The following is a 14,677-nucleotide window of genomic DNA, read 5'->3' as shown; positions in this document are numbered from 1 at the left end:
AGATCAAAAGCTGCCTTGGTTCAGCTGAATTTCTTCCAGACAGCGCCGTCGCCCAAGCTTTCGATAAAGGCAGCATGGGCGGCGGCTTCTTCATCTTTGAGCCTTGACGGCAGTGCCTGCGGGCGCGGGACGGGGCGCCATGCGTCGCTTGATCCGCCGGATGTGTTTGTCCGCGTATCGGCTGACAGCGCAAAGTCGGGTTGCCGCCCGCCGATAAGTTCCAGATAGACCTCTGCCAGAATTTCGCTATCAAGCAGCGCGCCGTGCAGCGTGCGCGAGGAATTGTCGATCCCGAAGCGCCGGCAGAGCGCATCAAGCGATGCCGGCGAGCCGGGGAATCTGCGCCGCGCGATCATCAGCGTATCTACCGCCTGATCCATCGGTAACAGCGGGCGATTGACCCAGCCAAGTTCCGCGTTAAGGAATTTCATGTCAAAGGCCGCATTGTGAATAACCAGCTTGGCATCACCGATGAAATCAACAAACGCCTGCGCGATATCCGCAAAGACGGGTTTATCTGCCAGAAATTCATCACCCAGACCATGCACGGCGAACGCCTCTTGCGGCATTGACCGTTTGGGGTTGATATACTGGTGATAGGTCCGACCCGTGGGCACGTGCCCCATCAGCTCAACCGCGCCGATTTCAACGATCCGGTCGCCCTCGAGCGGTTCGAATCCTGTGGTCTCGGTATCCAGCACAATTTCACGCATATTTTTGCCCTACAATGGTGTTGACCAGGTCTTTGACAGCTTTACGCGTATCATCCATCGTCAGTGTTTCAATGACATAATCCGCCCGCGCTCGTTTTTCAGGGTCAGGCATCTGGCGTGACAGGATATCTTTGAAATGGGCTTCATCCATGCCGGGACGAGCCATGACGCGCGCCCTCTGCACGTCGGCAGGGGCGGTGACAACAAGGACACCATGGAGCCAGGTATCTGCCCCGGTTTCGAACAATAGCGGCAGATCAAAGACGACCAACGGATCACGATGGTTTTCGATGAATTCGGCACGATCCTGGGCAACCAGCGGATGTACGATCTCTTCAATCTTGTTCAGCGCGCTTGGGTCCGCGGCTACGATCTGTTTGAGGGCCTGTCGTGAAACTGTCCCATCCTGAATGGCACCGGGAAATTCCATTCCCAGCGGGACCACAGCCTTGCCGCCTTTAGCGTAAAGCCGGTGCACCGTTGCGTCGGCATCCCAAACGGGCACACCTTCCTGGCGGAACATATCGGCTGTCGTGGATTTGCCCATGCCAATGGAGCCGGTCAGCCCAAGTAGGAAGCTCATGCCAGAATCGCCCTGCGGGTGTCTTCATCAACTTGGGGCCGTTGTCCGAACCAACGTTCAAATCCGGGTACACCCTGATGCAGCAACATGCCAAGACCGTCGACAGTTGTGCACCCTTTCGCCTCTGCCGCATTCAGGAATGGAGTGCGTAGCGGATTGTAGACGATATCTGTGACAGTGGCGGATGATTGCAGTCGATCAAGTGGGACCTTGAAGTCAGCTGCACCTTTCATTCCCAGTGATGTCGAATTGATGACTGTTGTTGCGTCCTCCAGGGCGATGTCGGCCTGCACCCAATCAACGACGCGGACCCGCTGGCCAAATTCATTCTTTAGCGCATCTGCCTTTGATCGGGTGCGGTTTGTCAGAATGATCTCGGGGACACCGGCTTCGGCGAGGGCAACGATAATGGCCCGTGCAGCACCACCTGCACCAAAAATCATTGCAGGTCCCGCCTTTGGGTCCCATGCGGGTGCACCTTGTTTCAGGTTCGCCATGAATCCATAAGCATCTGTATTATCAGCCATAATTCGGCCATCGTCAGTGAATGTGATGGTATTGGCCGCACCGATCAGTGTCGCGCGGTCGCTGACGTGATCTGCGATCTGCAAGATATTCACCTTATGCGGGATCGTGACATTGATGCCGGCAAAACCCTGCGCCTGAAGGTCGCGCACGCGCGCCTCTAGCTGGTCCTCAACGACTTGAATCGCGGTATATTCTCCCTCCAGCCGATAGCGGCGCAACCAGTAGCCGTGAAGCTTGGGCGACAGGGAATGGCCAATCGGGTTGCCGATCACGCCGGCGCGGGGTTTCTGTGTCATGATGGCAGTGTCCCGCGAAGTGAGAGGTAAGACAAGAGTTCGAGCAGGGGAAGACCCAGAACATTGAAGTAGTCGCCTTCGATCCGGGTGAACAGCCGCACGCCCTCTTCTTCAAGTTTGTAGGAACCCACGGAATGGCGGATGCTATCCCAATTGCGATCCACATAGTCGGACAGATAACTGTCGGACGCGTCACGCATATGCAAACGGACTGTGCCGACATGGCGCCACAGCGGTTTGCTGCCTTGATAGATCACAGCAGCCGACAACAGTTGATGCTTTTTGCCGCGAAGTGATTTCAGCTGCGCCAAGGCGTCTGATGGGTCCACAGGCTTTGCCAGGATATCCCGACCCGATGCAAGAATCTGATCGCACCCAATCACAAGCGCAGAGGGGTGTTTACCGGCAACTTTTTGCGCTTTCATCTCGGCCAGTGCATCGGCAATATCGCGCGGCGATGCATCCTCTGCGAAGAGCGCGCGCCGAACGGAATCCTCATCAATCCGCGGGACCGCGATATCAAAGGAGACCCCTGCATTTCGGAGCAAGGTCGCCCTTACATCAGAGCCCGACGCGAGAATGATGGGTTCAGTCATGTGGATAAAGCCTTGGAAAACTCATGTGCCTGTCTGCGGTCAAATGGTGGGATATGTCTGTGTGCGTTGAGAGTTGTGGGGAAGTAGGATGCCTTGCAACATCTCTGGCTGATTTTTCCACAGTGGGAAAGAATAAATCTACTCTGTGTAGGAATCGTCTGTTGGTGGCGTGTCAACCCGCACACAGGAAGGGTAACAGATTTTCAGTAACTATTAAGTAACTGAATTAAATATATAAAATTTCGTATTACTTGAATGCAGTGTACATTGTGAGAACTGGGTACAGTGGATAACTCTGCGGATGAAAAAAGAAACCACAGAAAATGGCCAGCCTAACCACAACATCATCTTTTCTTTTCTTAATATATAATGAAGTAAGTCAGACAAAGAGATTGGACGACGATGACAGATCTTCTGAACAGTATTTATCCTTGGATCAAAGCGTTGCACATCATGGCAGTGCTCGCCTGGATGGCAGGGCTGTTTTATCTGCCACGGCTTTACGTTTATCATGCAGAGAGAGCTGTGGTTGGGTCAGAGCTGGATCAGACCTTTCAAGTCATGGAAGAAAAGCTGCTACGGGTCATCATGAACCCTGCAATGATTGTTGCATGGATTGCCGGATTGATCATGATCGGGCTTGGTGCCTTTGACTGGGGGTCGGTCTGGGCTTGGGTGAAGCTTTTGTCTGTCATCGGAATGACAGGGGCGCATGGCTGGATGGCAGCGCGGCGCAAGGAGTTTGCGCAAGGGCAGAATACGCGCACAGGGCGGACTTATCGGTTGTTCAATGAGGTTCCCACCGTGTTGATGGTTTTGATCGTAATCGCGGTGATAGTGCGCCCGTTCTAGGCGCAGATTGACTCGCGCAGCGGTTTTGCCTAAGAAATGCAAAGCAGCCCGTCCGGGTATGTCATTTTCCATTACTGAACTCGAACCAGTCAGTCCATGTGCTGACGCTGGAAACGATTATGTCTGAACACCGCATCAATCTTGCTGACCTGAAAGCGCAAAGCCCCAAGGATCTATTGTCGCAGGCCGAAGAGCTTGAGATCGAAAACGCATCGACCATGCGCAAAGGCGATATGATGTTTGCCATCCTCAAAGAGCGGGCTGATGAGGAGTGGATCATTGGCGGTGACGGTGTGCTGGAAGTGCTGCAGGACGGTTTTGGTTTTCTGCGCTCTCCTGAGGCGAACTATCTGCCAGGGCCGGATGATATCTATGTCTCTCCCGACATGATTCGCCGGTATTCCCTTCGCACGGGCGATACGGTTGAAGGTGTGATCAAAGAGCCGGACGACAGCGAACGGTATTTCGCTTTGACGTCTGTTGAGCAGATCAATTTCGAGGACCCTGAGCGCGCCAAACACAAGGTTGCCTTTGATAACCTGACACCGCTTTATCCTGATGAGCGTTTGAAAATGGAGGTTGAGGATGCCACTATCAAGGATCGGTCAGCGAGGATCATTGATCTTGTAGCGCCAATCGGCAAAGGCCAGCGTTCGTTGATTGTGGCACCGCCGCGAACTGGTAAGACTGTTTTGTTGCAGAATATTGCCAACTCGATCGAAAAGAACCATCCGGAATGTTATCTGATCGTCTTGTTGATTGACGAGCGGCCGGAAGAAGTCACGGATATGCAACGTTCGGTCAAAGGGGAGGTTGTTTCGTCGACCTTTGATGAACCTGCTACGCGCCACGTTGCTGTGTCCGAGATGGTGATCGAAAAGGCGAAGCGTTTGGTCGAACATAAACGCGACGTTGTCATCTTGCTGGATTCGATCACGCGTTTGGGCAGGGCGTTCAACACGACTGTGCCATCGTCCGGTAAGGTGCTGACGGGTGGTGTAGATGCCAATGCGTTGCAGCGCCCGAAAAGGTTCTTTGGTGCGGCACGGAATATCGAAGAAGGTGGATCACTCACGATTATCGCGACGGCGCTGATTGATACCGGATCGCGGATGGACGAAGTGATCTTTGAGGAGTTTAAGGGGACCGGTAACAGCGAGATTGTCCTCGACCGTAAGGTGGCTGATAAACGGGTCTTCCCGGCGATGGATATTCTGAAATCCGGGACGCGGAAGGAAGAGTTGCTGGTGGATAAGGCTGACCTGGCCAAGACCTATGTCTTGCGACGTATCCTGAACCCGATGGGCACAACGGATGCGATCGAGTTTTTGCTTGGTAAGCTGAAGCAGACAAAGACCAACGCGGACTTCTTTGACTCGATGAATACGTAACTTATTGTTTTAAACAATGAGTTAGGCATATGATGACTATTTTTGCACTGGCTACAGCACGGGGTCGGGCTGGCGTTGCAGTGATCCGTATTTCGGGTCCGGATGCTGTTGATGCAGCGTCGCGTATTATGGTGTCTGTTCCGGATGAAAGGGGCGTTCGTCGCTTGTTTGATGGGGATGGTGCAACACTGGACCAAGCGTTGGTTCTTCATTTTTCTGAAGGGAAGAGTTTTACCGGAGAAACTGTGATTGAACTGCATTTGCACGGAAGCGTGGCTGTTGTGAATGCCGTGCTACGCGTGCTGGGCCAGAACGATAAGTTGCGGCATGCCGAGGCAGGTGAGTTTACCCGGCGCGCCTTGGAGAGTGGCCAGCTTGATCTTGCGCAGGTGGAGGGTTTGGCGGACCTGATTGACGCCGAGACGGAGCAGCAACGCAAGCAAGCTGTCCGGGTGTTTTCGGGCGCTCTGGGGAAGATGGTTGAAGATTGGCGGCGTGACCTCATCCGTGCGCTTGCGCTCTTGGAAGCAACGATTGATTTTGCGGATGAAGAGGTGCCAACAGATGTGACGCCTGAAGTCCTGACGCTGGTCGCTTCGGTCAGAGGTGCGCTTGATCGGGAGGTCACAGGTGTGAAAGCGGCTGAACGTTTGCGGGACGGTTTTGAGGTTGCGTTGATTGGTCCGCCCAACGTGGGGAAGTCAACGCTGTTGAACCGTTTGGCCGGGCGGGATGTGGCAATCACGTCGGAAACAGCTGGAACGACGCGGGACGTTATTGAGGTCCGGATGGATATTGACGGTTTGCCTGTGACTCTGTTGGATACGGCGGGGCGGCGTGATGCATCGGATATGGTGGAGCAGATTGGGGTGGCACGTGGCGTGGAACGAGCGCAGAATGCGGATTTACGTGTCCATATGTTAGATAAAGATCCTGAATTTATACCAGATGAGGGACCTGACGATATATATTGTTTGGGCAAAGCTGATATTAGCTATGGTCGTCTGGAAGGTGTATCAGGGAAGACAGGTGCAGGGATTGACTGGCTTATTCAGAAGATTTCCGGACGTTTATCAGAAAAGGCAGCATCCGTGGGTACTGCGATCCGGGAAAGGCATCGCGTTGCAATGGTGATGGCGATTGATGAGCTTGATCAGGTCTTAGGTATGTTGGACGACGGGTTTGAGTTGGCAGAATTGACTGCTGCGCATATGTGGTCTGCTATCAGGGCGGTTGATAGTATTGTTGGCCGTGTTGATGTAGAAGATGTACTGGATGAAATATTCAGTAGCTTTTGTATCGGAAAATAGGAATTGTTTCACGTGAAACACTTGGCGTTTGATGTCATAGTCATTGGTGGTGGTCATGCTGGCGCAGAGGCCGCACATGTAGCGGCGCGATTCGGTGCGGCGACTGCATTAATCACATTGAGTAAGGACTCGATCGGCGTGATGTCCTGTAATCCGGCTATTGGCGGTCTGGGTAAAGGGCATCTGGTGCGTGAAATTGATGCGTTGGATGGAGTGATGGGTCGCATTGCGGACAGCGCAGGAATTCAATTTCGTCTGTTGAACAGAAAGAAAGGTCCAGCTGTGCAGGGTCCTCGGGCACAGGCTGATCGTGCGATTTATCGGAGAAATATGCAGTACGAGCTGCTGAACTGCCCAAACCTGACCGTCATTGAGGGTGAGGCGGTTGATCTGATCATGCAGAAAGACCGGGTGTCGGGCGTGATCATGGCTGATGGGGCCGAGGTCGCATCGTCAACCGTTGTCCTGACGACAGGCACCTTCCTTCGTGGTGTTATCCATATCGGTGATGTATCACGCCCTGGTGGGCGTATGGGTGACAAACCATCAGTCAAAATGGCGGAGCGTTTGGACAGTTTTGCATTGCCATTGGGGCGATTAAAGACAGGAACGCCGCCCCGGCTTGATGGTCGATCCATCAGCTGGGACGATTTGGAGCGGCAACCAAGCGACAAGGACCCCAGCTTCTTCTCTTTTCTGACCAGTCAAACCAGTGCGCCACAAATTGACTGCGGGATTACGCACACCAACGTGCAAACACATGATATTATTCGGGAAAATCTTGAGAGATCCGCCATGTATGGCGGGCACATAGATGGTGTGGGTCCGCGGTATTGCCCGTCAATTGAAGACAAGATCGTTCGTTTTGCGGACAAAGACTCTCATCAGATTTTTCTGGAGCCGGAAGGGATTGATACGCACACTGTCTATCCGAACGGAATTTCCACGTCACTTCCCGAGGATGTTCAAGCCGACTATGTGCATTCGATATTTGGTCTCGAGAATGCCGTCATCGTGCAGCCAGGTTATGCAATAGAATATGATTATGTTGACCCCCGTGCATTGCGACAAACGCTTGAGCTTAAGGATGTGCCAGGCCTATATCTTGCTGGTCAGATCAACGGCACCACAGGATATGAGGAAGCAGCTGCACAAGGGCTCGTTGCTGGATTGAATGCGGCGGCGGCATCCTGCGGTAAGGAAGCGGTGCATTTTAGTCGGCGTGACTCTTATATTGGTGTCATGCTTGATGATTTGATCACGCGGGGCGTCTCTGAACCCTATCGCATGTTTACGTCGCGTGCTGAATTTCGTCTTTCATTGCGCGCAGATAATGCAGACCAGCGGCTTACAGAAAGGGGGAGAGTTGTGGGTATTGTTTCTGATACGAGATGGCGGGCCTTTTCAGAGAAAAACAAGATGCTCGCTTCCGCCAAAGATTACCTCTCAGATCTATCGTTCTCGGCGCGAGAAATCGCGTCAACCGGTGTAAGGCTCAGTCCTGATGGGCCAAAGCGAACCGCCTTGGACGCACTTTCATTGACGGATTTTGATTTTCCTCAACTCGACCTACTGACTCAAACAGATTTGGACGAAGAAATCCGGCAGCAGATCAAACGCGATGCACTTTATGCGCATTATGTTGCGAGACAAGACAAAGACGTTGCAGCGCTGGCGCGAGATGAAGATAAGTTGATCCCGCAAAATTTTGATTTTTCGCAGATTAGCGGGCTTTCGAATGAACTTGTGGCAAAGCTATCTGCGGCAAGACCCGCGTCATTGGCGCATGCTAATAAGGTTGACGGTATGACCCCAGCGGCATTGGTTCTTCTCCTCAGCGCACTAAAGCGGTACAAATCTCCGCAAACAGGGACATAACTATGTCTTGTCAGGTAGGTGGAGTAAATGTTTCACGTGAAACATTTGAGCGGCTCGAAGATTTCAGCGCGCTGGTTTCGAAGTGGACACAAAAGATCAACCTTATCTCCCCTTCGACCTTGCCAGAAATTTGGGAGAGGCATGTCAGTGACTCTGCCCAGTTATATAGGTTTTCACCAGATATTGTAGAGAAATGGGTTGATATAGGTAGTGGTGGTGGGTTCCCTGGAATAGTTGTGGCAATTCTGGCGAAAGAGAAGAGCCCAAGAACTGTCTTTACTCTGATCGAAAGCGATCAGCGCAAAGTGACATTTCTACGTACTGCGGCTCGCGAATTAGGTCTGAATGCCCACGTACTGTCCGATCGTATCGAAAGCGCAACCCGACAACAGGCAAATGTTGTATCAGCGAGAGCCCTCACAGCACTATCTAGTATGATGCCATTGGTTCAAAGACACCTTAAATCGACTGGTACAGCTCTTCTACACAAGGGGAAACGCTATGCGACAGAAGTCGCAGATGCCCGAGACTCATGGCGGTTTGACCTTGAAGAACATCGTAGTTTGACTGATCCTGAAGGTCGAATCCTTGCTATCCGTAACCTTCGCTGTGTTGGACCTTGAATCAATGAATCAGCCCAAAATTATTGCTATTGCGAACCAAAAGGGTGGCGTTGGCAAAACAACGACAACAATCAATCTTGGTGCGGCGCTGGCTGAGGAAAACAAAAAGGTCCTGCTTATCGACCTGGATCCGCAAGGAAACGCATCCACAGGGCTTGGTGTCGAAAGTAACAAACGAGATGTGACAACATATGACGTCCTGTCCGGAGAAGCATCGATCAGCGACGCAATCCAGAAAACGTCCGTTGAAAACCTGATGATTATCCCGGCCACGACTGACCTGAGTTCGGCGGATATTGAGCTAATCAACAACAATCAACGTAGCTTCCTGCTCCGTAATGTCCTGCGGGGAAGTGATGTCGCACTCAGAATTTATGACTACATATTGATAGATTGTCCGCCATCACTCAATATATTGACAGTTAATGCCATGGTTGCGGCGCATTCCATCATCGTCCCTCTTCAAAGCGAATTCTTTGCGCTGGAAGGATTATCCCAACTCATTCTGACGGTCCGCGACGTTCGGCGCAGCGCAAACCCTGATCTGCGGATCGAAGGCATTGCGCTGACAATGTATGACCAGCGCAATAACCTGTCGTTGCAGGTCGAAGATGACGCACGGGAAAATATGGGCGATATGGTCTTTAAAACAGTGATCCCACGCAATGTCCGGCTCAGCGAAGCGCCGTCTTTTGCCCTGCCTGTTCTGGCTTATGATCCTGCATCAAAGGGCAGCATGGCCTACAGGGCCTTGGCCAAAGAAGTGATGAAAAAATCAAAACCAGTGAAAGTGGCTTCCAATGGCGCGTAATACCAAATCCACCCGTGGCCTGGGGCGTGGGCTTTCGGCGTTGATGTCAGATGTCGCACAGGACGAATCGACATCGCAGTCACCCTCAAGGCCCGATTTTTCAGTCCCCATTGAACAGGTGCAGCCAAACCCTGATCAGCCACGCCGGACATTTGACCAGACAGCATTGGATGAACTCACGGCATCAATCGCCGAAAAAGGGATCATACAGCCGCTGATCGTGCGTAAGTCAGACGGAAATGACAGCTATGAGATTGTCGCAGGAGAACGACGCTGGCGTGCCGCTCAAATGGCAAAGCTGCATGAAGTCCCCGTCGTGGTGCGTGATTACAATGATACCGAAGTCCTCGAGATCGCGATTATCGAGAATATTCAGCGATCTGACCTCAATCCCGTAGACGAAGCGGCGGGCTATCGGCAATTGATGGATAGGTTTGGCCATACACAAGAACAAATGGCGTCCGCACTGGGCAAAAGTCGCAGCCATATTGCAAACCTTATGCGTCTGCTATTACTGCCTGATGAAGTTCGGAACTATCTGGTCACGGGCGCGCTGACCGCTGGACACGCGCGGGCCTTGATCGGGCATGATCAAGCTGTCCAACTCGCCCGAGAGATCATCCAACGCAAACTATCTGTACGCGAAACAGAGAAATTGGCCAAGCAGGGCCCGGCGATCAAGAAAAGATCAGTGTCCGGGGCGCCGGTTCCCAAAGATGCCGATACAGTTCAGATTGAAAACGAATTGAGCGCCAGCATTGGCATGAAAGTCACAATTGACCACAGGGCCGGCGAAGACGGCGGTAAACTCAGTATCAATTACAAATCACTTGATCAGCTTGATGATTTGCTGCGGGCCTTGTCTGGTCATTAGGCATCGAGCAGTTCACGCAGAACGGCGTTAAGGACGGGGCGCCCCTTTCGGGTTGTCTTCAAAAGGTCTTCGTTCACCTCCACGAAACCGGAATCTGATAACATATTGATTTTTCGCAATAAATCAGCGTTATTATGCAATCCAAGCCGTGCAAGAGAAACACCTTCGGTTAACCGCAAACCCATCAGCAAAAACTCGGTCTGTTGCGATTCCAGATCCAGAATATCACAGGATCCGTCCCCGTTTGCAGTCGTTCGGACCTGTTTCAGCCATTGACCCGGGGCCAACGGCGCGGCTGTGGCATACCGTTGCCCATTCAATGTCAACCTCCCATGCGCACCGGGTCCGATGCCCGCGTAATCGCCGTAGCGCCAATAAATCTGGTTATGGATGCTCTCTGATCCAGCAGGCGCATGATTGGATATCTCATAGCCCGCAAATCCGGCAGAACCACAAATGTCCTGCGTCATCTCGAACATGTCCGCAGCAAGATCATCATCAGGCAGATCGGCAAGGCGACCGGCGGCATAGCGATCCCCAAAGGCGGTGCCATCCTCAATCGTCAGTTGGTACAATGACAGATGGTCAATCGCCAAAGCCAGCGCCTGCGTTAATTCACTCTTCCACTCTGCAAGGCTCTGCCTCTGTCGGGCATAGATCAGATCAAAACTGACACGATCAAAAGCAGTGCGGGCGATGTCAAAGGCTTTCAAAGCTTCGGTAGTCGAATGAAGTCGGCCCAGCGCCTTCAGATCAGGGTCATTCAACGCCTGAATCCCCATTGAAACGCGGTTGACCCCGGCTTGCCGATATCCGGCAAAGCGCCCGGCCTCGACCGAAGTAGGGTTTGCTTCAAGGGTGATCTCAATGTCATTCGCCATTGGCCATGTTGCGCGCACACGTGTCAGGACCGCATCAACCACATCGGGGTCCATCAGACTGGGCGTTCCGCCGCCAAAAAATACCGACCGCAACACGCGGTCCTGCGTCAGAGCACCGATGCGGTCAATCTCGCTCAGATACGCATCTGCCCAGGCGGTTTGATCGATGGAAGCCACAACATGCGAATTGAAATCGCAATAGGGGCATTTTGCCTGACAAAAAGGCCAATGGATATAGAGCCCAAAGCCCCCATGTTCCCAATCTTCAGCCAAAACAGGCCTTTAACTTGGCAAAAGCAGTGGCACGGTGACTGATTTTATTCTTTTCCCAACGATCCATTTCACCAAATGTCTGGTCAAATCCATGAGGTTGAAAGATCGGGTCATAGCCGTGACCCTGTTCACCACGCATCGGCCAGACTAACTGACCGGCCATCACACCGGCGAACACTTCATCATGTCCGTCAGGCCAAGCCAGCACAAAGGTGCAGTTGAATTGCGCGGTGCGGGGATAGGGTGCGTTCACGGCCTCAAGTTCCCGATGTGTCCGTTCCATCGCCATGACAAAATCACGCCCCGCAGGCGTTTCCGCCCAATCGGCCGTATGCACGCCGGGCGCGCCATCCAAGGCGTCAATACTTATCCCGCTGTCATCGGCCAAGGCGGGCAGGCCGGTGGCCTTTGCTGCCGCATGAGCCTTGATCCGGGCATTGCCTGCAAAGGTTGTCTCTGTTTCGTCGGGCTCGGGCAATCCGTGGTCCCTGTTTGACGACAGACCAATCCCAAAGGGTGCTAGCAAATCAGCAATTTCTTCCAGCTTGCCCTGGTTGTGGGTTGCCACAACCAGCTGATCCCCTGTGAACTTCCGCATTAGTTGACTGCTGCCATTTGCGCCGCTTTCAGTTCCGAAACGCCCTTTTCTGCCAGATTCAGCAAACCATCCATCTGCGCGCGGCTGAACACCGACCCTTCCGCCGACATCTGCACTTCGATCAGCTTTCCGCCGGTCATGACGAAATTTCCATCGACGCCAGCTTCGCTATCTTCCGGGTAGTCCAGATCAAGCACCTCTTGCCCCGCATAGATCCCACAGGAAATAGCGGCAACAGGGTCAACCAGCGGATCAGAGATCACAACACCGGCCTTCATCAGCTTTTGCACCGCCAGTTTCAGAGCAACCCAACCGCCGGTGATCGATGCACAGCGCGTGCCCCCATCGGCCTGAATCACATCGCAATCCACTACAATCTGCCGCTCGCCCAGTGCCACACGGTCCACGCCTGCACGCAAAGACCGACCGATCAGGCGCTGGATTTCCTGTGTCCGGCCGGACTGGCCATTCTTGGCTTCACGCCGCATCCGGGTGTTGGTTGCGCGGGGCAACATGCCGTATTCTGCCGTCACCCAGCCAAGGCCGGAGTTTTTCATGAATGGCGGCAACTTTTCGTCAACTGTGGCTGTGCACAGCACATGCGTGTTACCACATTTGATCAGGCAAGACCCCTCTGCATGCATCGTCACACCTGTTTCGATCGTAACAGGGCGCATTTCATTTGTCTGACGGCCAGATGGGCGCATGGGACCACTCCTTTTGATTTCAGCCACTCGTTACGCTGCCCGGATGCAAAATCCAACCCCGATTGACGCTGCCGCCAACTTGGTTTTAATTGTGCAGCCCCCATATGGATAAGTGATGACAGACCAAACGCCCAATATCAAAGATATGAATGAACGCTCACGCGAAGTGTTCCGCCGCGTGGTCGAAGGATATATCGAATCCGGTCAGCCCGTCGGTTCCCGGACCTTGACCCGCGACTTCTCGGAAAAGGTCAGTGCGGCCACGATCCGCAACGTGATGCAGGACCTCGAATTTCTGGGCCTGCTGAATAGTCCGCATATCAGTGCGGGCCGCATCCCGACCCAATTGGGGCTGCGGATGTTTGTTGATGGGTTGCTTGAGGTCGGCGACCTTGACGGCAAAGACCGTGAAACCATCGACCGGACATTTGGCAGCAACGATCAGGATGTTGCCACCGTGCTGGATAATGTGGGTCAGGCGCTTTCGGGTGTGACACATGGGGCCAGTCTTGTTCTGACACCGAAACACGAAGCCCCGCTCAAACACATCGAATTTGTCTCGCTCGCGCGGGAAAAGGCGCTTGTCGTGCTTGTGTTTGCCGACGGGCACGTCGAAAATCGGATTTTCACACCACCACCCGGGCAAACACCGTCGTCAATGCGTGAGGCCGCGAATTTCCTGAACGCGATCACTGCAGGGCACACATTGTCAGAGCTGGGTGAGGTCATCGCACGTGAAATTGCAGCGCGGCGGCAGGAAATCGACAATCTTGCCGCAGAGCTGGTCGAAAACGGCACTGCCCTTTGGGACAACGAAGACGAAGCAACCGAAAGGCTGATCGTACGCGGGCGCGGCAATCTGCTGTCCGATAGCGAATCCGAGGGCGATCTGGACCGCATCCGCAATCTGTTTGATGACCTTGAACGCAAGCGTGATATTGCCCAATTCCTTGACCTGGCCGAAGAAGGCGATGGCGTGCGCATTTTTATTGGGTCAGAGAATAAATTGTTCTCACTTTCGGGTTCATCTTTGGTCGTTTCCCCTTATATGAACGCCGACCGCAAGATTATTGGCGCCGTCGGCGTCATCGGTCCGACCCGGCTGAACTATGGGCGGATCGTGCCGATCGTAAATTACACCGCACAGTTGGTGGGCAAACTGATTGCCGACCGCTCATGACAGGAATGGATTGATGTCCAACAAAGAAGAAGAACTGCAAAGCCTTGATGAACTCGCCGCCGAGGGCGACGACATGGATATGCGCAGCGAAGAGGCATTTGAAGAGCTTGAGGCATTGCGCGCAGAGCGTGACGATTTCCGCGACAAATTTATGCGTGCGCTGGCCGATGCTGAAAACACCCGCAAGCGCGCTGACCGTGATCGTCGCGAGGCTGAAAATTACGGCGGCTCAAAGCTGGCCCGTGATATGCTGCCCGTCTATGACAATTTGCGCCGTGCATTGCAGTCTGTTGAAGAAAGCGAAAAGGAAGTGAATGCGGGCCTGCTTGAAGGGGTCGAGCTGACGATGCGCGAACTCATCAGCGTCTTCAAAAAGCATGGCATTGACCCCATCGTTCCCGAAGTCGGGGACAAGTTCGATCCGCAGTTGCATCAGGCCATGTTCGAAGCGCCTGTGCCCGGCACAAAGGCAGGCGAAATCATTCAGGTCGCCGCCGAGGGCTTCATGCTTCATGACCGGCTGCTACGCCCTGCGCAGGTTGGTGTCTCTTCCACGCCTGCCTCTTGACGGGGCAGGCCAACC

Annotated in this window: 16 protein-coding genes; 9 read left to right on the top strand and 7 right to left on the bottom strand. The window is 53.4% G+C overall.

From position 1 onward, the window contains the following. Positions 1 to 20: 20 nt before the first annotated feature. From dnaQ to C8N45_RS06065, 4 genes are read right to left on the bottom strand one after another with little or no spacing between them, the layout of a single operon-like run. Positions 21 to 713: a DNA polymerase III subunit epsilon gene (gene dnaQ, locus C8N45_RS06080; protein ID WP_108385350.1), complete on the bottom strand. Its 693-nt coding sequence runs from the start codon at positions 711 to 713 to the stop codon at positions 21 to 23. After that, positions 706 to 1,296 (bottom strand): dephospho-CoA kinase, encoded by a 591-nt coding sequence (coaE, locus tag C8N45_RS06075; RefSeq protein WP_108385349.1) that lies wholly within the window; start codon positions 1,294 to 1,296, stop codon positions 706 to 708. The genes dnaQ and coaE overlap by 8 nt, the downstream gene beginning before the upstream one ends. Beyond that, entirely contained in the window at positions 1,293 to 2,120 is an 828-nt protein-coding gene (locus tag C8N45_RS06070) for a shikimate dehydrogenase (protein ID WP_108385348.1), read from the bottom strand. The genes coaE and C8N45_RS06070 overlap by 4 nt, the downstream gene beginning before the upstream one ends. Beyond that, complete coding sequence (locus C8N45_RS06065; RefSeq protein WP_108385347.1) at positions 2,117 to 2,716, bottom strand: Maf family protein; 600 nt, start codon at positions 2,714 to 2,716, stop codon at positions 2,117 to 2,119. The genes C8N45_RS06070 and C8N45_RS06065 overlap by 4 nt, the downstream gene beginning before the upstream one ends. 402 nt (positions 2,717 to 3,118) lie before the next feature. Here C8N45_RS06065 and hemJ point away from each other — a divergent pair, with 402 nt between their 5' ends. The 7 genes from hemJ (at position 3,119) to C8N45_RS06030 (ending at position 10,455) form a co-directional block, all read left to right on the top strand. Beyond that, the gene (hemJ, locus tag C8N45_RS06060; protein WP_108385346.1) at positions 3,119 to 3,568 is read left to right on the top strand and encodes a protoporphyrinogen oxidase HemJ; all 450 of its coding nucleotides are present in this window, start codon (positions 3,119 to 3,121) and stop codon (positions 3,566 to 3,568) included. Between the two features lie 119 nt (positions 3,569 to 3,687). Next, positions 3,688 to 4,959: a transcription termination factor Rho gene (gene rho, locus C8N45_RS06055; RefSeq protein ID WP_108385748.1), complete on the top strand. Its 1,272-nt coding sequence runs from the start codon at positions 3,688 to 3,690 to the stop codon at positions 4,957 to 4,959. Between the two features lie 29 nt (positions 4,960 to 4,988). Continuing rightward, positions 4,989 to 6,269: a tRNA uridine-5-carboxymethylaminomethyl(34) synthesis GTPase MnmE gene (gene mnmE / locus C8N45_RS06050; protein WP_108385345.1), complete on the top strand. Its 1,281-nt coding sequence runs from the start codon at positions 4,989 to 4,991 to the stop codon at positions 6,267 to 6,269. A gap of 12 nt (positions 6,270 to 6,281) precedes the next feature. Continuing rightward, positions 6,282 to 8,147 (top strand): tRNA uridine-5-carboxymethylaminomethyl(34) synthesis enzyme MnmG, encoded by a 1,866-nt coding sequence (gene mnmG / locus C8N45_RS06045; RefSeq protein WP_108385344.1) that lies wholly within the window; start codon positions 6,282 to 6,284, stop codon positions 8,145 to 8,147. 2 nt (positions 8,148 to 8,149) lie between these two features. Further along, a complete protein-coding gene (gene rsmG / locus C8N45_RS06040) occupies positions 8,150 to 8,770 on the top strand; it encodes a 16S rRNA (guanine(527)-N(7))-methyltransferase RsmG (RefSeq protein ID WP_108385343.1) in 621 nt (206 codons plus the stop codon). Positions 8,771 to 8,774: 4 nt separating this feature from the next. Next, the gene (locus C8N45_RS06035) at positions 8,775 to 9,581 is read left to right on the top strand and encodes a ParA family protein (RefSeq protein ID WP_108385342.1); all 807 of its coding nucleotides are present in this window, start codon (positions 8,775 to 8,777) and stop codon (positions 9,579 to 9,581) included. Further along, complete coding sequence (locus C8N45_RS06030) at positions 9,571 to 10,455, top strand: ParB/RepB/Spo0J family partition protein (RefSeq protein WP_108385341.1); 885 nt, start codon at positions 9,571 to 9,573, stop codon at positions 10,453 to 10,455. The genes C8N45_RS06035 and C8N45_RS06030 overlap by 11 nt, the downstream gene beginning before the upstream one ends. Here C8N45_RS06030 and hemW read toward each other — a convergent pair. Genes hemW through rph form a run of 3 tightly spaced genes read right to left on the bottom strand, consistent with a single transcriptional unit; the run spans position 10,452 to position 12,914 of the window. Then, positions 10,452 to 11,609 carry a radical SAM family heme chaperone HemW gene (gene hemW, locus C8N45_RS06025; protein ID WP_108385340.1) on the bottom strand — a complete coding sequence of 386 codons (1,158 nt, stop codon included), beginning with the start codon at positions 11,607 to 11,609 and terminating at the stop codon, positions 10,452 to 10,454. The two genes, C8N45_RS06030 and hemW, sit on opposite strands and share 4 nt — an antisense overlap. After that, on the bottom strand, positions 11,602 to 12,207 hold the full coding sequence (rdgB, locus tag C8N45_RS06020; RefSeq protein ID WP_108385339.1) for an RdgB/HAM1 family non-canonical purine NTP pyrophosphatase: 606 nt from the start codon (positions 12,205 to 12,207) through the stop codon (positions 11,602 to 11,604). Before rdgB ends, hemW begins: the two co-directional genes overlap by 8 nt. Next, positions 12,207 to 12,914 carry a ribonuclease PH gene (rph, locus tag C8N45_RS06015; protein WP_108385338.1) on the bottom strand — a complete coding sequence of 236 codons (708 nt, stop codon included), beginning with the start codon at positions 12,912 to 12,914 and terminating at the stop codon, positions 12,207 to 12,209. The genes rdgB and rph overlap by 1 nt, the downstream gene beginning before the upstream one ends. 115 nt (positions 12,915 to 13,029) lie before the next feature. On the opposite strand from rph, the gene hrcA reads away from it, so the two are divergent. Both hrcA and C8N45_RS06005 read left to right on the top strand, forming a co-directional pair. Continuing rightward, positions 13,030 to 14,094: a heat-inducible transcriptional repressor HrcA gene (hrcA, locus tag C8N45_RS06010; protein ID WP_108385337.1), complete on the top strand. Its 1,065-nt coding sequence runs from the start codon at positions 13,030 to 13,032 to the stop codon at positions 14,092 to 14,094. 13 nt (positions 14,095 to 14,107) lie between these two features. After that, a complete protein-coding gene (locus C8N45_RS06005; protein ID WP_108385336.1) occupies positions 14,108 to 14,662 on the top strand; it encodes a nucleotide exchange factor GrpE in 555 nt (184 codons plus the stop codon). Positions 14,663 to 14,677 lie beyond the last annotated feature (15 nt).

The sequence above is a fragment of the Yoonia sediminilitoris genome, from assembly GCF_003058085.1.
GTDB lineage: Bacteria > Pseudomonadota > Alphaproteobacteria > Rhodobacterales > Rhodobacteraceae > Yoonia > Yoonia sediminilitoris.
The sequence above is the reverse complement of the archived record's forward strand: the minus strand, read 5'-3'. Positions and strand labels throughout refer to the sequence as shown.